Source organism: Syntrophorhabdaceae bacterium (genome assembly GCA_035541755.1).
Classification (GTDB): domain Bacteria; phylum Desulfobacterota; class Syntrophorhabdia; order Syntrophorhabdales; family Syntrophorhabdaceae; genus PNOF01.
The window spans coordinates 1-20756 of sequence record DATKMQ010000102.1; the positions used below are offsets into that span (position 1 = coordinate 1).

General features: G+C 50.0%; 12 protein-coding genes. 6 read left to right on the top strand and 6 right to left on the bottom strand.

Annotated features, from left to right (window positions below; all coding sequences use genetic code 11):
* Window positions 1–168: 168 nt before the first annotated feature.
* The 6 genes from VMT62_10500 to VMT62_10525 all read left to right on the top strand — a co-directional run bounded on the left by VMT62_10500 (window position 169) and on the right by VMT62_10525 (window position 7621).
* Window positions 169–396: a hypothetical protein gene (locus VMT62_10500; GenBank protein ID HVN96851.1), complete on the top strand. Its 228-nt coding sequence runs from the start codon at window positions 169–171 to the stop codon at window positions 394–396.
* Between the two features lie 111 nt (window positions 397–507).
* Entirely contained in the window at window positions 508–1752 is a 1245-nt protein-coding gene (locus tag VMT62_10505) for a DNA polymerase III subunit beta (GenBank protein HVN96852.1), read from the top strand.
* Window positions 1753–1813: 61 nt separating this feature from the next.
* Window positions 1814–2662 (top strand): ParB/RepB/Spo0J family partition protein, encoded by an 849-nt coding sequence (locus VMT62_10510; GenBank protein HVN96853.1) that lies wholly within the window; start codon window positions 1814–1816, stop codon window positions 2660–2662.
* A 25-nt stretch (window positions 2663–2687) separates the two neighbouring features.
* Window positions 2688–3296 carry a hypothetical protein gene (locus VMT62_10515; protein ID HVN96854.1) on the top strand — a complete coding sequence of 203 codons (609 nt, stop codon included), beginning with the start codon at window positions 2688–2690 and terminating at the stop codon, window positions 3294–3296.
* A 498-nt stretch (window positions 3297–3794) separates the two neighbouring features.
* A complete protein-coding gene (locus tag VMT62_10520) occupies window positions 3795–5876 on the top strand; it encodes an ATP-dependent endonuclease (protein ID HVN96855.1) in 2082 nt (693 codons plus the stop codon).
* Window positions 5873–7621, top strand: coding sequence for a UvrD-helicase domain-containing protein (locus tag VMT62_10525; protein HVN96856.1), 1749 nt, complete (start codon window positions 5873–5875; stop codon window positions 7619–7621). Before VMT62_10520 ends, VMT62_10525 begins: the two co-directional genes overlap by 4 nt.
* A 143-nt stretch (window positions 7622–7764) precedes the next feature.
* Here VMT62_10525 and VMT62_10530 read toward each other — a convergent pair whose 3' ends face one another.
* The 6 genes from VMT62_10530 to VMT62_10555 all read right to left on the bottom strand — a co-directional run.
* Complete coding sequence (locus VMT62_10530) at window positions 7765–8784, bottom strand: HNH endonuclease (GenBank protein ID HVN96857.1); 1020 nt, start codon at window positions 8782–8784, stop codon at window positions 7765–7767.
* Between the two features lie 80 nt (window positions 8785–8864).
* Window positions 8865–9965, bottom strand: coding sequence for a hypothetical protein (locus tag VMT62_10535; protein ID HVN96858.1), 1101 nt, complete (start codon window positions 9963–9965; stop codon window positions 8865–8867).
* Window positions 9966–10002: 37 nt separating this feature from the next.
* Complete coding sequence (locus VMT62_10540; protein HVN96859.1) at window positions 10003–10971, bottom strand: hypothetical protein; 969 nt, start codon at window positions 10969–10971, stop codon at window positions 10003–10005.
* The gene (locus VMT62_10545) at window positions 10971–15092 is read right to left on the bottom strand and encodes an N-6 DNA methylase (protein HVN96860.1); all 4122 of its coding nucleotides are present in this window, start codon (window positions 15090–15092) and stop codon (window positions 10971–10973) included. The genes VMT62_10540 and VMT62_10545 overlap by 1 nt, the downstream gene beginning before the upstream one ends.
* Window positions 15092–17929 carry a helicase-related protein gene (locus tag VMT62_10550; GenBank protein ID HVN96861.1) on the bottom strand — a complete coding sequence of 946 codons (2838 nt, stop codon included), beginning with the start codon at window positions 17927–17929 and terminating at the stop codon, window positions 15092–15094. Before VMT62_10550 ends, VMT62_10545 begins: the two co-directional genes overlap by 1 nt.
* The coding region (locus VMT62_10555; GenBank protein ID HVN96862.1) for a helicase-related protein at window positions 17926–20756 on the bottom strand (2831 nt) is incomplete at its 5' end. The genes VMT62_10550 and VMT62_10555, both read right to left, overlap by 4 nt.

The following is a 20756-nucleotide window of genomic DNA, read 5'->3' on the forward strand; positions in this document are numbered from 1 at the left end:
TTGACAACCTCTCCCATCTGAACGATAATATATCTATAACATATGGATATTATTGGACATTACATGCAATCAGCTCAGGTGAAAACGGGTTCCATTCCCGCAGATATTAATCGACCATATATCAGGCCAGATACAAAAAAGAATCTTCAGAAAGGAGGTGAACCAATTATGAACGATGCAGTTCTCAGGCAGTTAAGGAGTATAGCATCCGATCTCTCAGAGCGTGGAAAGTTTGAGATCAAGATCGAGCTTAAAAGCGGTACGGTACTTAAAGCGAAATACGATCCTCTCTTTCATTCGGTCATCATCGCCGGCACCACGTTCCCCGTATCAGAGCTCAAAAAATGGACCAAGCTCTTCTGGGGATCGGAAGCGGTCATGATCGTAAAGGGATGAGAAAGCCCTGTGCCAACTCAGGCGGGGGAGTAGCCTGTCGTGCTGGGGTAGCAGCATGAACACAGGGCTTGATGCAAGTATAGCAAAAACCAACAAGAAAAGGAGAATCTCATGAAAACAATCATCATCCACGAAGGACAGAAGAACACGATCCAGGGAGAGTGCAAGCCAAAAGAGGCCATGGAGATATTAGGCCTTAACCCCAAGGAGTGGAAAGTCACTGCCAGGGACATTACAGACAAGGCGGCAACCTATACCATAGAACGCAAGGACCTCACCCTTCTAACAGGTATCCCTATCGAGTCCGCCAGCTCTGATCCAGAGGCAACAGGAGGATTGCTTGAAGACAAACCGGTCTCAACGATCACGACCGGAGAGGTCAGTCTGTACCGGGAAGAATTCGAAGCTGCCCTGCAGGTTGTCTGTGACATCGTATCAAAGAAGGCCCTTATGCCTGTCCTCGGTATGGTCAGGATCGAGGTGACCCAAGAGACCCTCACGATCAGTGCCACAGACCTCGAACTCTCCTATAGAGCGTCAATCCCGGCGATTGCTTCCAATGCTACCGCATTCCTTGTGGATGCCGGTGTGCTCTACAAGGAAGTAAAGGCATTGAACCGTACGGTGGAGGACGTAGCGATCACGGTGAATGCCGATTCCATACAGGTAAATGGCCGTTGCACCCTTTTAGCATCCGTAACCGATGAGTTCCCTGAGATCAAAACTGCAACCGGTTTAGAAACAACGATACCAAATCTCAAAACCGCTCTTGCCTCGGTGCTCCCAGCGGTGAGTACCGATGAAACCCGCTTCATCCTGACCGGGGTCTTCTTCGATATGGCTCATGGCTATCTGGTCAGTACCGATGGGTTTCGTCTCCACCGCGTTCCTATCGACAAGACAGAGGGTATACCCTTCGTCATACCGAGACGGGCGGCAGCCCTCATGCACAAGTACGGAGCTGACACGTTGATCGTTAACGGGAACCAGGTATCATCACCGCTCGTAGGAGGTATCTTTACCACCCGGGTGATTGAAGGGGCGTACCCTGACTATGCTACCGTCTGGCCCGATGTCTCAGGGTACCATAAGGTCCATTTCAAGGTTCAGGAGTTTCTCGAACTGATCCCCGGGATACTGCCTGTGTCCGACAATGCGGCAATCGACATGACGGTAAACGGCAGGATAGACATCAAGGCAGAGAGTGTAAACGGATCTTACAGGTGGCACGTCCCCGCCGAGAGTACCCTCTCGGGTTCATCGAAGACGATCAGGGTGAACTGCCGGTTCCTGGTAGATGCCATCAAGGCATATGCAAACAAAGAAACCATCGACCTTCTCTTCCCGGAGAGCTAAGGAGCCATCGTCATAAACGAGCATGCCCTCATCATGCCTATGAAGCCATAGGAGATCCTTTATGGAGACGTTACCGCTTAGTGACATCTACCCTAATCCGAACCAGCCCAGAAAGGACTTCGATGAAGAGAAGCTTACCGAGCTTGCCCAATCGATCAGAGAGTACGGTGTCTTAGAGCCTATCGTCGTCACCCCTCGGGGGGATAGGTTCATGATAGTCGGTGGAGAGAGGAGGTACCGTGCCTCTCTCCTTGCCGATAGAACCCACATACCCGTCCATGTGATCGAAGCCGATGACGATCTCGTGGAAGAGCTCTCCCTCCTCGAGAACATACAGCGTCAGGACTTAAACATCATCGAGGAGGCAAAGGCATTTGCCTCACTTATCGATCGGGGCTGGTCCAAAGAAGACCTGGCTCTAAAGATGGGATTTAAAAAGATATGGCGCATCGATATGCGCTTAAGCCTCCTGAACCTTGACTCCCAGTTCCAGGCCATGACGGTGAAAGGCAGTCTCAACCATAACGAGGCCTATGAGATGAGCCGTGTGTCAGTGGATAAACAGGCCGTGATCTACCGTCAGATTGCGGCAGGTAAGCTCAACACCTTCAATAAGCTGAGGGCCTTCGTTGAGGGTCTCATTGAGCTTGAGCGCCAGGAGTCCATATTCACCCTTCAGACGATCAACGAGGAGGAACGGGAGAGTATAAACGAACTTGAAAGCGCCCTCCGGGCAGTGGAGCGTTTCATCGGTACCATCGATAAAGAGAGATCACGCCACCTCAAGAAGGCGGTCTTTCATTCCACGGTCACACCCGAGAGGCTCGACCTCATTATCCGGCATCTTATGAGACTGAGGAAGGTGATCCACGCGGGTTCAGGTATCAAATCAGCCGCACATGCGGCATAAAGAGAATAAGGAGGTTACACACCATATGGGACACTATCAGATCAAAACGAAGAAAGGGTATGACTTCTTTGAGGTATCATCGGCATTTCAGAAAGCGATACGCAGAAGTGACGAAGAAGTCGCCCTCTTCTTTGCCACTGAGCTCGAGACATCGGGTTATGGTGAATACGCATGGAAGCGTATGAAGATCATAACATCTGAGGATGTGGGTCTTGCAGAACCTTTAATGCCTGCCAACATCATGGCGCTCTATGATATGTACTGTCAGCAGAAAAGAAAGAAGGATGATAACTCAGGTTCCGAGACGCTCTTCCTTATCCATGCAGTACTTCTTCTCTGCCGTTCCAGAAAGAGCAGGCTTATCGACTGGGCTGTTATCGCGCTGTTAAACGAACACCCTTCACGCCATATGGAGATACCTGATTATGCCTATGACAAACATAACGCAAAGGGACGCTCAATGGGTCGGGGATGGGATCACTTCTATGAAGAAGGGACCAGGCTCGAAAACCATACGCCAGTTGAAGGGGAAGAAGAATTCAAGGCCAGGGCGTATGAGTCGCAGATACACCCCAAACCCGCTATTGAATACAAGGAAGGGCCGAAGCAGACGAAACTCTTATCGTACTTCTAAAAGAAGAAACCCGAGAGCAACTTCTCTCCCTCCCCTAGCCCCTCATTCGAGGGGCCTTTTTTGTTCATCGGATGATACATTATTTCCTAACAGGATGGGCAACTCTCCGTTAAGCCTCTCGCGCTTAGCTCGTAAGTGTTCTCGGCACGTCTATCTTATGAAATCCTGGTTTGCAGAGCCAGCGGAATATTGAACTTTTCAATCGGCTACGCAGAATGTTAATCGCCAAATTTAGCTTGAAAACAAATAGGAATTAGAGGAGAATAAGTTTAGAGGTGGGGAGATATCAGCCAGTCGATTGCAATAAGCCCCCAGGGGTACATGGCAATGACTAAAACTATAATGTTAGGAAAATTGCCCTGAAAACCTGATTATGACTGTTTCATGCAGAATTGCTTCTGTGCATTTAATGTTCATCTTATGAAGCAGAAATTCGGTCGGACGATACCGGAACAGACGTAAGGTAAGCACGTAACTAACAGGAGGGGCAAAGAAAACATGTATATAAAAAAGGTTCATATCCAGAACTTCCGTCTGCTGAGAGAAGTTAATCTCTTCTTGGAAGAAAGAACGACCGTAATTGTAGGCCGAAACAACAGCGGCAAGACTTCACTGGCCGAATTAATCCGACGTTTATTGTCAGACACCGTACCATCCTTTCGCCTGGAAGACTTCTCTCTTTCTGTATACGATCAGTTCTGGACCGCTTTCGTCCTTAAGGGGCAGGAGCACGAGGAAAATGAGATTCGCGACACGCTACCTTTTATTGAGGTTAAGCTCACAGTCAATTATGATAAGCAAATGCCGAACCTGGGCTTGCTGGGAGAGTTCGTAATAGACTTGGACCAAGAGTGTACCGAGGCTATTATTGTTGCTCGTTACCAATTAAAGGACGGAGAAATTAACGCGTTTTTTAATGACATCGAGTACGATCTAAATGCCCCTAAGGACCTTCAGAAAAAAACATTTTTTCGAACCATTAGAGAACGGATTCCGAAGTATTACGCTGTTGTTTTGCTAGCTGAAGATCCAACGGACCCAACAAACCGAAAGGTCATAGATTTGTCAACACTCCGTGCCCTCATGAATAGCGGATTCATCAATGCGCAGCGTGGTTTGGACGATATTACGCATAGAGACATGGACGTTCTGGGAAAAGTTTTGGTTACACTGTTTGATAGTGCTGTCTCCGATCTGGCCGATCCGAAAGACCGTGACGTTGTTCAAAAACTTGAGAGTACTGTAAGGGGAATTCAAGACAGTATCGATACGGACTTTCGGGATCAGTTGGATGAACTCTTGCCCGCGTTTTCTCTCTTTGGGTATCCTGGCTTGAGCGATCCAAAACTGTGCACAGAAACGACATTGGATGTGCAACGTTTGCTGACCAACCATACCAAACTTTACTATGCGGGGGTCAATGGGATTAATCTTCCCGAAACATATAATGGGCTAGGCGCAAGAAATCTAATATATATTCTGTTGAAGATTTTAGAGTTCTTTAAATCCTTCAAGCTAAGGCAACCCACAGCTGGTATGCATCTTGTTTTCATTGAAGAACCAGAAGTACATCTGCACCCTCAAATGCAGGAAGTTTTCATCCGCAAACTTGGAGAGATTGCCGATGTATTCGCTAAGGAGTTCAATAATGGGATTCGTTGGCCAGTACAATTCGTCGTCACAACACATTCAACGCATATTGCGAATGAAGCTCCCTTCAGGTCCATGAGGTATTTTCTCGCAGTTCCAACGGCTGATTCGGACGTCATCTTTACGACACAGATAAAAGACCTGCAAAAAGGGCTGGGTGGCATACCACAGGGGGATCAAGAGTTTCTTCACAAGTACATGACGTTAACGAGGTGTGACCTTCTCTTCGCCGACAAGGCAGTTTTGATCGAAGGCACGGCTGAGCGCCTATTGTTACCCAGAATGATCGCAATTGTGGACGAGGCCCTCTCCCCAGGCTGCAAACTGTCCAGCCAATATATTTCCGTTGTGGAAGTTGGAGGCGCGTATGCACACCGTTTCTTTCAACTATTAGATTTTCTTGAACTCCCCACTTTGGTAATAACCGACTTGGATTCTGTAAAACGGAATGCTGAGAACAGACTGATAGCCTGCAAAGTGTCAGAGGGCACGAACACAAGCAACGGCTGCATCAAAGATTGGTTTGAAGATACCAATATCAGCCCTTCGAGCTTAATTGGGCTGCCTGACCATAAGAAGGTTCGTGGTTTTCATCGTCTGGCATACCAGGTGCCGGAGACAAGTGAGGCACCGTGCGGACGAAGCTTCGAAGACGCATTCATACTAGCCAATCCAGATATGTTTGATTTAACAAAGGCCTCTATCGAAGACAGCGAAGACGAAGCCTACGAAAAAGCAAAAACCGTTAGAAAGACGGAGTTTGCCCTGGAATATGCACTCGAAAAGACCCAATGGTTCGTGCCACGATATATAGCAGATGGTCTTAGCTGGCTAGCAAAAGGACCATTGCTTTCTGACGTAATTCTTTCCCCAGCCAAATCTGGGCATGTAGAGAAAGATAAGGATACCGCAACAGGAGCAATCTCGTGAATGATGCAGTTCTAAATCCCGCGGAACGTTCCGCGAAAGAAGCTCTCGACCATATGTGTGCCTGCATTGATCAGAATAAGAATTTCCTCTTGGAGGCCGGTGCCGGCGCGGGCAAAACCTATTCTTTGAAATATGCCTTAAAGCGCTTGATACAAGAAAAGGGGAACAATTTATTGCGACAACGACAGCAAGTAGCTTGCATTAGTTACACTAATGTTGCCAGCGAACAGATATCGTCGGGCATCGACCGACACCCGGCAATACACTCTTCTACAATTCACTCCTTCTGTTGGTCGATGATCAAGGACTATCAGCCCTTCATGCGTAATGAGCTTCCGAACATGAGTAGTTGGTCTGAGAAAATAGAGGAAGCCGGAGGTATAAAATCTCAGTCAGTCGGTTACGATGATCTTGGCTGGCGAGCAATAGATGAGGCCCAAATTTCACTTCATCACGACGACGTATTGGACTTAACCTTCAAACTCATGAATTATGAAAAATTCCGCACCCGCCTAGTTACACGTTACCCGATCCTTTTCATTGATGAATACCAGGACACTAATGTGAAGATAGCACAGGCGCTGAGATCACACTTCCTTGATTCCGGACAGGGGCCGCTAATGGGCTTCTTCGGCGATCATTGGCAAAAGATTTATGGGTCAGGTTGCGGAAGGATTGAACATCCGGCCCTTGAGGTCATAGGCAAAGAGGCCAATTTTCGTTCAGTTCCCGTTATCGTCGACGTACTGAACCGTATGCGACCAGAGCTCCCTCAGCAAGTGAAAGATCCGACTGCCCAGGGTTCCGTCGCAGTGTATCACACTAATGACTGGAGGGGGGTGAGGCGTACAGGACAACACTGGGGCGACGACCTACCCGCTGAGGTTGCCCATGAATATCTTCGGGCGCTTGTAGAACGTCTTATCACCGAGGGTTGGAACTTTTCTCCAGATAAAAGTAAAATTCTTATGCTTACCCATAAAGTATTGGCCAGAGAACAGGGCTACAACAATCTCGCCGATGTTTTTCCATACAATGACGCGTTTATTAAGAAGGAAGACACACACATAGCTTTTTTTATGGACACACTTGAGCCCGTCTGCATAGCCTATGAGAATAAACACTTCGGTGAAATGTTTGCCGCACTAGGCACGCGCACACCCGCTATTCGGTCTCACACCGACAAGACAGCGTGGGCAAGAGACATGGATACGTTGCTTACGTTGCGTTCCACCGGGACGATCGGAGCTGTGCTTGATCACTTGAGACAATCAAAGCGGCCCCGCCTACCAGAAGCTGCAGAGCGAAAAGAGCAGAAGCTTCAACAGTGGTTAAAGGATCCGAACATGGAAGATGCGTCAAAACTGGAGCGACTACATGCCTTGCGGGCCATCTCTTACCAGGAGGTTGTCGCGCTTTCTCGTTACATTAACAGCTTCACCCCCTTCGAGACCAAGCACGGTGTAAAGGGCGCCGAATTTGAGAACGTGCTTGTGGTTGTTGGACGGGGATGGAACCAATACAATTTCAACCAGTTTCTTGAATGGGCCAACTCTCCAGCCACGGTCCCTTCGGAAAAACGTGATACCTTCGAACGAAACCGTAATCTATTCTACGTCACCTGCTCGCGCCCTACGACACGTCTTGCTGTCCTGTTCACTCAGCAGTTGAGTAACCCCGCTATGGTTACCCTTGCCAAGTGGTTTGGTACCAACACAATACATTCGCTACAAATTGGCCGTTGATTAACACTGTGTAAGGATCCAGCTGAATTATAGATTAGCAAGACACTCTAGCCGAAGCCTCACAGTCACGGCTGATTTGTAGCCAGCACTTTCAATTACAATCTTCGTACTATCGTCTGGCACCAACTGAGCTGCGCCCTTTTTTATCTTTGGAGCAACCGGAGGTCTATATTATAGATATTATCGTTTAGCTCAAACTTTATGGCATCTCTTGTGTGAGTAATCACTTGCTTCTTTCCAACATCGAACTCCCTATGATGATTAGGACAGAGGATCAAAATGTTGTCAGGCATTTCTGGCCCCTTCTGGCTCTTGGGGATTATATGTGCTGCCTCTACATACAGCTCTCCGCTTTTTTTAAGAATACCATAACCACAAATTTGGCATCTATGGTCTCTTAATTTCTTAAGTTGTGCAATCGTTTTCGCGTCTCTCTTATATGTCTTATGGTTGACCTCGATATGTTCCGGATCCGTCTGTTTGAGTTTTTCCAGTTCTGCAATGATTTCACTTTTGGTTTGAGTCCGTGCGACGTAGGAATCGAGTTCGTCTTGTTCCGAGCTATTTGGCTCCGTTTCTTCTACATTAAGTCTTTTGCCAGTTATATACTGAAAAATCATCTGCAACGCCCTAAACTCATTAAGCCTCACACCAGATCTGGAAAGTTCTCTTAATTCATCTGTCACCACACGCCGTGCGAAATCGATGTCCTTATATGTAAAACCAATCTGTGGAACCAATCTATTTTTAGAATATCTTTTGGCTGATAACGCAATCGGAAATAACATCGATACCCTTTTGTGCGCAGCGATGTTGCTTTCCAGCATGCCATTTTCGAATTCCTTCCAGGGGGTCCTCCTCGGTTCGATTAGCCTTGCATTGCAGTAAATGCCAACAATTTCTCCGTGCCCAGTTTCTAAGTTCCTTGTGTAAAAGATGATTATTCCACCATCTTCAAAGTTTGCAGGAGGAGCGGTCCACTGTACGAACCCATAAACGATATCTCTTGTATCGAGATTCTTTTTATCAAACTTAAAATTCAAACATTCATGTCCAGGGTACTTTCTTGCGTAGGCGTGTCCGGCTCGAGGGTCAATGTGAATATTCCTCCAGCCATCTGGATTCCAGGTAATGTTAGCGACAATCACACTTTTGTTTTCCATACTGTCTCCCACTCAATGTCTTACGCTAATCGATGATTTCGGGTCTTATCCCACCTCGCAATTCTTTATGTACCACGCCATCAGTCAATTCCGAACCTTGTCTTGAGCCTTTCCACCGTGTGGTTCCATTTTTCTGTCGTTGGCCGTGCAACTGTATTCTGATTTCCAAAAAATCCCCGTTCTTTGATCGCTTGTGAAACTGGTACCGTCTTTAGCCAACTTACGCCCACTAAGTATTCGGCTTTATCTGGGTTATCTGCAGATTTCATAGCGGTTGCTATCTTTAAGGGCAATGTGGTAATTGGAACTCGACCGCCAGCATCATTGATTGTCATGAACTCCTCCACTGGAACCCTTCCTTCTATAACCTGTCCAACGCCTACATATCCTGTGGCTGGGATATTCACCCAGACACGGGCTCCCGGTTCGAGCAAAGAAAGGGTATTGCTGTACCAAGGTCCTCCACCTCCGGAAATAAATCCATACTTCACTGCTTCGTTCCAGTCTCGAGTATCGTTTATGCCAAAAGAGACGTAATATTCTCCATTCCAATCACTGTGGACTCCATCGGATCTACCTTCCGTTGCCGTCATCGATGGCTCCCGTAACCAAACTCGCGAAAGGTATTCCCTCTCTCCATCCTTGAAGAAACGGAAGAAAACCGCATTGATACTAACATCGTGATGCTCTGCGAGATATGTTACTATTCGCTCCGTGCTAGGATCAAAAGCCCCAGCCACAATTATCAGTTCATGGTTGCTGTTAAGTTCCTCTGGCATGGCTTTGACTTTGAACCATTTACAGAAGGTATCGTTAATTGAACTCGCCTGCCGGTCCGGGTGCCAGGTTGTCACATAGTCATGATAGATCCTTGCGATGTCCTCGTCTCGTAGTGTCCTAACCCATGAGCCATAGTCGAGAACTTGAGAAACAATGTCGCGATATGTTTTGTCCTTCTTGAGCTCGATGACCGAAAGATTTCCTTCAACATCGATGGCAAGAAGATCGATCACCTTGTCAAATGAAGTTCTCACCTGCCGGCCTATCACCATCAGATGGGGTGCAGCTATGGTTATGTTGGAATCAAGGATTTCTTCGAGTCGTGATTCCGTGGTCATGGGCTCGAAGTTTATTTCTCTAATTTTCTGATCGATTCGCCAGAAACCAAATTCAATCGGCATATTTTCACCTCGTATTTCTCGGATTCGCCATTTCTAATTAGTCCTCAAATGGCTGAAACCAAGAGTCTCCCGCAATAACTCGAATTCCATCCGCCTGATAACCATTTTCTGTAAGCGAGTGCACGTGCTCGGTACATAATTTTTTTGCATTTCCCCACTGGCCAGCAAGTAAGTGCTTTAGTACGATCGGATGGATACTCAGATCTAAATCCAATTCCTTAACTATGACCATTTGATCCGCACGACTGGGCATTTCGTCAGAATCTAAAGTATATGATCGCAATAGTTCAAATATGGGCCGATAATAATAGCCCCAGACGCCCTCTTCAGTGTTAACCTTGATGGAATTCCGAATCTTTAAGTCACCCGGTTCGGGGTCCCTCCAAAAGAATTGCAAAACGTCATTGCGAAAATATGTGACGGCACCAATCTGAAATGATGGTGGCAAACCATCTACACTAATAAGTCTTTTTGCTTGTTGTTTTGCTTTATTCTTCACATCCGAGCTCGGCTGACTGACGCGTCCCTTGGATTCAAGTGCTACCCATTCACCGGAACTGGTTTGCCCGACAAGATCAGGGCGAGAACGTCCACCTAGAACCTTCGGGTTGAGTTGATCACGAAAAACATCAAGATGTAAAACCCACGGGGCGTCGAGAAGCTTAGCAGAAAAGAGCTTGCACATAACCATGCCGAGGAAATAACTAACTGCACCTTTTTCTGATGGGTCCAGCGTTTTCACCGCCTGGGTCCTGTTGAGTCTGTATGCTCTTGGTCCGCTTTGTTCAAGTGCCATTCTAACCAAGGATATTCGGAATAACGCTTCGTACATTGACGAAAGGCCGTATCTGAATACGTATTGGCGGTTAGGACGTCCTATCGTCATTGCAGCCCACAGCAGATCGTCCCAAGATGTCTCGAGCACCGCATGGCCGTTCGAAACTGGTCCACCGGGCGAAAAACCTTCGGACTCATAGTCAATTCTGATTACCGAAGGTCGGCTCATTATGAACATCCTTTTGGTGCGTGGATGTGAGATGGCCAATCAGCGGGCTTGGGCTGGCCGGGTTTCCATTCGAAGAGAGGGAGGAAGTTGCCTTTATTGTCTGCTGGGGGGCCAGGGGGAGGATCGAGACGGGTCTGGTAGGGCTGACCGGCACGGATTGCGTCGGTAAGGGCGTCGTAGATCTCCACAATGGTATCCTTGGTCCGATATGTACCATGGGCAGATTCGTCCTTGCGCTTCACGATGGGGAAGGTCTCCATGATGTAATCAACGGCGTGACGAGGAGTGGGGAATGCACTGGTGAGGCTTTCCGGTTCTTTTCGCCACTCTTCCTCTGAACCGAGATACAGATGAAAAAATGCAGCATCGAGTTCACAGCGAAGCAGGAAGCGGCGTCCTTCGTCCCATCGGAAGGGCGGACCATTGTAGCCGCAGTCACGCGCAAAAGCTTCCAAATCCCACGCTGTATAGGTGAGCTCGAGGACGCGATCCCGCATCCAGTGAGCACAGGATGCGGGTTCATCTTGGAATCGAGCAGCAAGAACTTGTTCAGGGCTTACAATGGCGACCTGTTTGGAGTACGAAAACGTGAAATGGGTGCCGGAAACCTTTTGGCGCGATAGATAGTCGAACATGAAAGAATTGAGGTTTGCAATGAACGCAGAGATTAACTCGGGCTCTTTGACTGTTGGTGTCATGTTGCGGATGGTATCGAAGCTGGCAAGCCGCGGGTACACAAATGCAATGCATGTTCGCTCATTAGTCGCATTCGTAATGTCGCGTACGCCGAGGAACCAACCGAATCGCAACCTTTTTTGGGTGGCTTCATCAAATATTTGGCTGGAAACAACATAACGGGGGTTTGCGAATAACCAGGGGTTCTCCTTGGCGGAAGCCGGAACCGTATCAATGTTAGTGCTTTCGTGGGCAAAGGACGCAAACCGATGGTCAAACTGATGACACATTTTACCTTCGTAAACGGCTAAGGAATTCTCTTTTCGGTTTTGTTCCTTGTTTGGGAGGAACTGAGCTGAAGCTTCTTTGATATAGAAAGTCGTCCAGAACTCTACTTTATAGAGATTTACATCTTCAACTTCTTGGTGCAAGATCGGGTGTTTTCGGTGACTTCGAAGGCAAAGTTCAGCGTCTCGTTGCGTAATGAGAATTGGCATTGTTTTGGTGTTGGGATTCATACAAGCAACGTCATCCGGAGACAAGCAAATTCGTCTTACCCGATCAGTGAGCTCGGATGGGTCATGAGCATAATAAACAAATACCGTAGGGTTAGGTTGAATGTGACGGGTGATGGTCAAGAGACAGAACCTGAACTGCGGATGTACGGAGGAGAACAAGTGTGAGCGATTCTCGAAGTCATAAGCACACACCAAGTTGCGTCCGGAAAAAAGTGAATCAAAAAAATAGCGGTTGTAGGCATCCGTGAGTAAAGATGATGGGACGATCATGCCCAGGTAGCCATCTTTGTTGCTATGTCGGAACGCGAGTTCAGTGAATAACGAGCTGCTATTTATTCGCCCAAAAGCCGAAAGAGGATAAAGACCAGAATTCTGAATAAGGGATCGAATTGCAAAACTCCGTCGGCGTGTTGCTTCATATGCTTGGTAAAGTCTGGGGTCAATCTTCTCCAGAGCTTGAATAGCAGTCTTCCGACGTGATCGGCTGTCCGCAGCGGTAATAGTGGGGTTGGACTCCGCAAAGAATTCCTTGTCACTAAGTTCCATTGTCTCCCATGGCGGATTGCCCAACACGCAATCGAAGCCACCTCGCGCAAATGCTTCCGGGAAGGCCAAATGCCAGTGAAAGAACTGATATAGATCTGCAAGGCGTTCGACTTCGGCATTAAGTTCGTTGGGCAGTTGCTTACCGCCAACGAGATCATTGAGATTCCCTTGCGTGATTCCGGTGGCGCTACTTTCCCTTCCCGGCTCACGTAAATATTTCTTTATCACAAACGCTGCGCACCACGCGTCGGCAAGCAGTTTTTTATGACGATATTCTTCTGCTTCTTCACGGTTGCGGAATACCAACTCTTTGCAATCAACATCCTCGGGCCGATCATCAGGCAACTCTTCCAATTCGGCGGCAGCTTTTGCGAGTTGTGCCTGAATCTCCGCCTCCTGCTTCGCAAACAAAGGCCCCAGCCCTTTGCGCTCAACTTTATTCCGTTTTTTCAGTTCAGCACAGGCTTTCTTGTCGTCCCCTTCGATAGGCTTGAAGGCGTCATCGGGTATGCCTTGAATAATCAGTTCTGGGGTTGTTCCGAGCAGACTGTTACCGACGCGGATGTGGTGGTCAAGAAATGATAACGGTTTTCCAGGCTCCAAGGCATCTAGCCACAAACTTACCCTACAGAGTTCGGCAGCCATGGGATTGATATCCACTCCGTAAAGACAATGTCCAATCACATCTCTGAGAGCATGCTGATACACAGGTGGGGATGGTTCGCTCTCGCCCTGGGCAATGGCTCGTATCCGGGCCAGATGGCGAGCAAGCCTGTGGGCAGCGCCAACAAGAAAATGACCGGAGCCCACCGCAGGATCGCAGATCTTAAGTGACAGAATCGCCTTTTCCGCTTCAGCATCGACCTTGCCCTTGGTCGCTTCCTCCACCACTGGATCGAGGGCAGAGTCGAGCAGACATTGCACAAGGGAATCGGGTGTATAGTAGGAGCCAGAGGTCTTGCGTTCATTCCCGGCAAACTCTGCAAAGCTAAACCGAGTACCATCTCCGCTGATCTGGGGAGTGAGCGCAAGGAAACTCTCATAGACACCGCCAAGCTCTTCGGATCCGAGATTCTTATAGTCTACTGGCCTTAGCACTTTCCCCTGTCGGGTAAAGGCAAGATGGCGAATTGCTTCGAGAAAATCAGTATTTGCAAGTTCTGTCCCCTCCCCTTCTGTCAGGTTTGGGGCGTTGACAGCCTCAGTGGTTACCGCAGACCAGAGAAAACTTCCCAGCACAGGCAAGGCCAAATGCTCGCGGGCACCGACAAAGCGATCATCGCCCGAAACAGCACCCACCAGCAGGCTGAACTGGTGCCAGAGATCGCCATGCCTGCTGCCCCTTATGTTTGCAGCCAGCTCCCGGAGACGTGCTGTGCTATAGTGGATAGCGTAGCGTTCACGGGCTTGTCGTCCCTCCTCAGAATCATCACGTGCGTGAATGAGAGGAATTCCCTCTAATGTCCTATCTTCAGCAACAAAGAGAAAGATAAGCCTGTACACCACCCGAAGAAGTTGACCGTGAAATTCGCCCGGAGAAAGTGCCCCAGTGCGCAGGTTCTCACGAAGGGCCGTGTTACGTGGGTGGCCAACAAACCCCTGTCCGAGTACTTCGAGGGCCTTCTCGACACCACCCTTGAGTGATTCGAGGGCTCGCGTTCCCTGCTCTTCGGCAAGTTTGGTCCACTGTTCAAGCCAACAACCCTCGGGCCTCCCACCGTCTGAAACGGTGAAGCGCGTGGCATGTGCCACGAGCCAGAGAAGTACAAAGTCTGAGAAGACCTCTCCGATGAACATAGCTTCAAGATCAAATTCCAGATAAGACTGACGTGACAGCGCCTGGTTATCACGAAGGATGCGAAACCGAAGGCCATTGGAGACAATACCCCACAGGTATCCCTCTGCCCGGTTAAGGAACTCCTGAACAAGGCCGTGAGGATTGGCAGACGCAGCACCACGCACACCTGCAGCCCGACGGTCAAGGCTAAGATTACATCCGATCAGATGAATAGCCGTTGGACCCAAGAACCGGTTGATTGCGTAAGTGCGGCCTTCTATTTCAGGGCCGGCGGTAGTCGGTAGGAGACCAAACCCCAACTCACGCAGAAGGGGCAGGTTCCACTTGTCGTTGGTGACGCCCGTGCCCGGCTCTCCTTCGGGGAGTTTCTGCACGGCGTCACTAAATTCAGCCCAGTGGCGCCGCAATCTGTTCCACGATTGTGTGATTGTCTCGTTGATGCGATCACCGTGGGGCAAGCCATAATCTTGAGGCTCCGTACCAGGTATCTTTTCTTTTGGATCTATTATGCGCCTTAGCAGATCAGACGGTAAGAGTCCACCTTCGGACCGGATTGTCTGAAATTCATTTACTCGCCGTGCCATTAGGGAAGCCTCGGCAAAAGGACATAGGCCCCGAGAATATCGACGGGTAGCACGGGCTCAACGGTAACACGGCCCTTCGTTCGCGACGCTTCCCGGACCCTTTCGTGGGCCTCAAGCTGAGCAACCGCACGCTTCTGGGCCACTGGTTCAAGGGCTTGCTGGATACTACCAAGAGCGTCAAAAAGTAAATCTATCTGTTGTTCAATGGCGGTAGCAATAAGGTTGCGTTCGGGTGTGGCGGCGAGAAGCGTCTCACTCTCCTCTGCGCTTAACCATTCGATGTTTGATACTGGGCCGCGGCAGGCAAGCGGAACTGTCTCCTCGCAAAGAATTGTTTCACCTACCGTCCCAGCAACGTGCAAATGATAACGAAAACGGGCCAGGAGTATCACTGTCCGACTGGCCACGGCCGACGTCGACATCGCTCCGCACCGTGACGCCACTCTATTGTCATTTCGGGTAATTGGATCGAGGGCCTCATCGAGGGCCCAGCCGGCCAGCCCCTCAATTATCGGACTGGTGCGGCCGAGATAGATTTCTTCCTTTTGGAGAGGAAGATCGAAGCGCCCCGTGAACGGTTCTTCACGCCCCAGGGCCTGGCGAAGCGCACGCGGTGTTTCATCGCTCAGGTGCACCTTCACTGATTGACCACAGTCCTCCACGGGCACCTTAGCTATCTGGAGAAGGGTACGAAAGAACCGTGCTACATCCTCATTCCGGCCTATGGACTCACGCACACTCCTGAGCTCTGCTGCAACGGTATCTTTATCAAGAGAATGCTGAGCAAACCGAGAGCGACTTGCCTTCTCTTTTTCTCGCGCGTTTTCCCATTCGGCATGAAAGGCAGCCTTTCTTGGTTCAATCTCATTGAAGAAATCAAAAGTGAGCTGCGCCGGGTTGCTTGCCGTTGCCTCCCGGAAGAGCGCACCTTCAAAAAGCGTCTCGGCGATCTGTTCACTGGTACCAGGCACCGCCACGGTGACGCCTAATTCGCTCTTGATGCTCTTGTGCTTACGGATAAGCACATCAAGAATCACACCGTCTATGGGGTTGTCTTTTCCGTAGTAAGTAATCACCCGCACTTGAGGCTTTTCCTGACCGAATCGGTCTACCCTGCCCTCCCGCTGCTCGTGTCGTGTGGGATTCCAGCAGAGATCATAATGAAAAACCGCATTGAAGTGTTCCTGAAGATTCACGCCTTCGGAGAGACAATCAGTACACACAAGCACATACTCATCGTTTCCCTCAACCAGGGCAGCTATACGCGCCTCCCTTTCGGCTGGAGGTAGTAGGCCTGTGACCGATTCGACACGAACCCCCGCCGGAAGCAGACCGCGGAGATGCTTAGCCACATAATCGGCCGTATCAATGAAACGACAAAAGACAATGGGCTGAAAACCATCCTTGATAAGTGCCTTGACCTCTTTTGCCATCCCCTTGAGTTTATTGTCGAGCCCGACATCGAGGTTTTCCGCCCGACGGGCGAAGGCAAGGAGCTTCCGGCGGACATTATCGCTGTCCTCATTAGAATCTGAACCAGGGCTGAAATCGAGCGTAGCGACATCATCTACATCGTCCTGATCAAGGACAGTGCGACGACCCACATCATCCACTTCCCCTGGGGATGCCTCATCTGCGGCTGCTCGGCTCCTAAGTGTTGCTGCTGCTGCGGCAGGACTGGATGACACACAGCGCAACAGTGCAAGAGCCGACCAGTATCGGACCCGGCGATGACGTTCTCCGGTTCCTTTGTCGGAAACAAACTCGTGAGCAAAACGAAAGATGTCATCAAAGAGTTGTCTGTATTCTGGGCTGAAAGCGTAGGTTTCTTCCTTATCGAGCCTCGTTGGAAAAGACGTATCTGTCTCAAGATAGTGACGGATATCGGCTCGACGGCGCTGGACCAAGTAGCGCGCGAGCTTTCTTCGCACGCTCTCACGCTCTTCCTTTCCAATGTCGGTGGGAAGATCAAAAAACTCTTCATTGAGCAATCCCAGCAGCGACCGAAACGCGAGCTCATTGCCACTGTGAGGAGTGGCGGTCACAAGTACTACGTGACGGTCGGGTTTTTGAGCGATCTTACGGACCAGATCAAATCGCTGCTGTCTGCCCCTGCCCACCCCGCCGGCCACAGTACAACCATGGGCCTCATCCACGATGACAAACTCCGGACATTTCAACTCAAAATCTGCGGCCCTCCGGTCGCTCTTGATGAAGTCCGTAGAGACTACCACGAACCGATGGCGATCGAAGACGGATACACCGATGGGCAGGTCCCTTTCCAGTCGCTGGATGGTACTACTCAACACCAGCTCCGCTTCAATATGGAACTTTTCCTCAAGCTCTTTCTGCCATTGCTCGGCCAGGGCCGGTGGACAAAGTACCACCAGACGGTGGATTTCTCCTCTATCGAGCATTTCGCGGGCTATCAACCCAGCTTCAATAGTCTTTCCGATACCCACGTCATCGGCTATAAGAAGCCTGATAGGGTCGAGTCGAAGCGCCATCATAAGGGGGACAAGCTGATAAGGACGAGGCTCTACCGCAATCCGGGCGAAACTCCGAAAAGGTCCCGCTGCCGCTCTCGTGGAAAGCCGTGCTGCTTCTCGCAGGAGGCGGCCCAAGGTGAAATCACCCACATCCTGTCGAGACGGAAAGGGAAATGTAGCAGACTCGACAGGCTCTACCGAAGGTAGGATGCCAACAATCTCCTCATCGAGACCTCCGAGGGGACGGACCATGAGGACTTCATCAGTCGATTCAGGGAGCACAAGCCACTCCCGTCCCCGGGAACGTACCAGCGTGCCTGGCTTTGACAGGTTGCTTTGTGTTATCATTCGACTTCTCCGAAAATATCGGGATGCTTCAGGAATATCCCTCTCCAGTCTTCCTTGTGATGGAATCTGATTACTATATAGCCCTCTTCCTTCAGGTTACGCGTGATTTCTTCATCGGTTTTGATCTGGTGCGGTTCATCGTGAGGCGGACCATCCACATAGATCGCCGCATTATACTCACGATAGAAGAAATCTGGGCGGGTAGAGCATGACTCGATGAGGTACTGCCCATGGCTCGGAGGACGCAGTACAAGATCATCCACGAGGTCAAGCCACTTGATTTCAAGCTTGCTGTCGCAAAGCTTGCGCAGATTGGCCATGCGCTCAGAGCGCGACCCCGCGCCACCTGCCGGCCTGCTTTCTGCCCTTGCAAGTTCTGCAAGAATGTTCTTGATAAGATAGCGATCGAGATGCTGGTGATCAGGCTGATTGCTATAGTCGAGGAGGCACTCGTAGCAAGCCTTTCCGCAGGTTTTAGATGCCCGATCCTCCACGGTATCGGGATCAAAATGACAGATTTCAAGGGCTTTGCGCGCGAGTAAAGGAAGGGCCTTGGGGTCCTCAACCAACTGGCGTAGGACACCAGCTCCACCTTCTGACGCCTCGTAGAAAAGAATCTCCCGACGGTCCTTAAGCGAAGGCAAGCCTTCACAGGACAACTCTCTGGGCTCAAGCTGATAGTGTTTTTGGATTGCTTCTTTGAAGGCCGCTTGCAGACTCGCCATCTCGGCTGCAGGTCTCACCGGCTCAAGCCGCATCACCAGAGCATTTTTTGTATCAGTCACATAGGGAACAACGCGCATCTTGCGTCCTGCTGACGGGTCCCCGGGGTCATCCGCGTCTGCTGCATTCTTGGCCCAATACCCCCGCTCAAGATCGAGGATAAAACCGGGAGGTTGGTTGCCTCTCTGGTTGGCCCACCCCACATTAATGCGGTACAGTTGAGTAGCATCGCCATAGCTCAGTTTCATGACGGGCTGATCGCCGATGTACACATTTGTGTCTTTACGGTCAAGCTTTCCGCCCACACCAGGGAAGCGATAGGACGTGAGCATTTTGTAGCCAAAGCGTAAACGCTCCTCTTCGTCGCACGTGATTCTCTGGGCCAGTTTCAAACTGACGTTCTGGAGATGCACAAGGTCGGGAATAACGGAGTCAGCCTCAAGGGAATTGCCACAATGGTCACATACCTCTCTAAGATTGGCTCCCTGCTCCATGTGGGCATACCCACAGCTTGTGCATCGTTTCATAGTGTTTGTCACAAGGGCATGGCTTGCCTCAACATCCTCTGATCCAAAATCCAGATTGACCTTGTAAACCCTGTACCGTCCTCCTTCGTGATAAATCATGGCCCGGGGGCCGAACTCGGAGATGGCAAGAAAGCGGGGTCGGGAGACAAATTCATCCCTTCCCTTACGCTGACTACGTCCTGGAACATAGGCAGATATCGGAAGTCTGGGAAAATTGTAGCCCGGTAGAAAACCCTCCGCCGCAAAGTAGCGATAGGAATAAAAGTCACCCTCATAAATGCCCTCCGCTTCGGTGAGAAGGCGGATCTGGCTTTCTGCCTGGGCACGAAGGCGACGGGATTGCGTTCGTTCAGCCTCTGGTCTTGTATGATCTCCTATAATTTTGTGATGAAGTTCGCGCTGGCGGGCGGCTGCGCGATAAAGCTCGCGCCAGCGCGTACATGCCACGTCAAAATTCCTTTCAATCTGATCAAACACTTCTTTGATCCAATTGTCGTGGAACCAAACAGCCCCGGAAAGCGTATCCCTAATGCCGTTTATCAAGTGATTCGCCTTGTTGAATGCAGCTGTTCGATGCACAGGATTAGCAAGTTCCTTTTTCACGAAGTCCTTGATTGGAAGGTGGAGCTTACCGTCTTCGTGCTCAATGTCCAATACGGCGGTAAGGGTCTTGCCGAGGTCCGGTTTCGCCACCTCCATCCATATGGCGTGGATGTGTGACCTCACAAGGTCGCGGTTTCTAAGATCTATCCGTGGCGGCGCAACCGAGCCACCGACCATTTGCGTGGGTTGCCGGAAATAGTATTGGTCATGGGGGCTACGGCCCGCACAGTACGTATAGACAAGCGCGGGTTGACCACCACGGCCGGCACGTCCGCTTCGTTGAGCATAGTTGGCAGGCGTTGGCGGAACATTACGCATGTTAACAACATTGAGTTGGGCGATATCAACCCCCAGCTCCATGGTGGGCGAGCAGAAAAGCAGAGGAAGCTGAGCGCTACGGAAGCGATCTTCCCGTTCTTCTCGATCTTCAGATGCTACCTGGGCCGTGTGTTCACGCGCCTCAAGCACGCACTTCAAATCGACGAATTTTTGATAGCACGCAGCAAAGTACGTGTTCACTTCGGGTGGAATCTCTCCCGCTTCAAGCAACCGCGTCCGGTCAATGTGTCTCTCCTTGCCGTCTCCTGCTATCCATCGTAAAGAATCGTGATTGATCTGGTAGCCTGGAACATCTCCCCCGCGCACCTGCTCCACGATACCGTAACGCTTTAAAGCCAGAAATAGAAACCTGATAATCGTATCTACTTCATCCCTGCCAAATCTTTGGCCTTGAGCGACACAGTCCTTAAGGGTACGACGGACATACCGGCCAAAATTCCCATAGGAAGAAACAAAGAGCCCTGATGTGTCACCATTCCTTTTGGAGCGGGGGTATGCGATTTCTGCGTGAACAAGCTCTCGGGGATCTTCCAGATACCAGACCGTTCCTTCGAGGAGCCGGGGATTGGTCTGTTCAACTAGATCACGCTGCTTCTGGGGGTCGAGAACATCTGCCTTAACAGCCAGGTTTCGGC

What these genes read in the sequence shown, in the direction of transcription:
- VMT62_10500 (HVN96851.1), top strand. Translation starts at nt 169, where the DNA reads ATGAACGATGCAGTTCTCAGGCAGTTAAGGAGTATAGCATCCGATCTC.
- VMT62_10505 (HVN96852.1), top strand. Translation starts at nt 508, where the DNA reads ATGAAAACAATCATCATCCACGAAGGACAGAAGAACACGATCCAGGGA.
- VMT62_10510 (HVN96853.1), top strand. Translation starts at nt 1,814, where the DNA reads ATGGAGACGTTACCGCTTAGTGACATCTACCCTAATCCGAACCAGCCC.
- VMT62_10515 (HVN96854.1), top strand. Translation starts at nt 2,688, where the DNA reads ATGGGACACTATCAGATCAAAACGAAGAAAGGGTATGACTTCTTTGAG.
- VMT62_10520 (HVN96855.1), top strand. Translation starts at nt 3,795, where the DNA reads ATGTATATAAAAAAGGTTCATATCCAGAACTTCCGTCTGCTGAGAGAA.
- VMT62_10530 (HVN96857.1), bottom strand. Translation starts at nt 8,784, where the DNA reads ATGGAAAACAAAAGTGTGATTGTCGCTAACATTACCTGGAATCCAGAT.
- VMT62_10535 (HVN96858.1), bottom strand. Translation starts at nt 9,965, where the DNA reads ATGCCGATTGAATTTGGTTTCTGGCGAATCGATCAGAAAATTAGAGAA.
- VMT62_10540 (HVN96859.1), bottom strand. Translation starts at nt 10,971, where the DNA reads ATGAGCCGACCTTCGGTAATCAGAATTGACTATGAGTCCGAAGGTTTT.
- VMT62_10545 (HVN96860.1), bottom strand. Translation starts at nt 15,092, where the DNA reads ATGGCACGGCGAGTAAATGAATTTCAGACAATCCGGTCCGAAGGTGGA.
- VMT62_10550 (HVN96861.1), bottom strand. Translation starts at nt 17,929, where the DNA reads ATGATAACACAAAGCAACCTGTCAAAGCCAGGCACGCTGGTACGTTCC.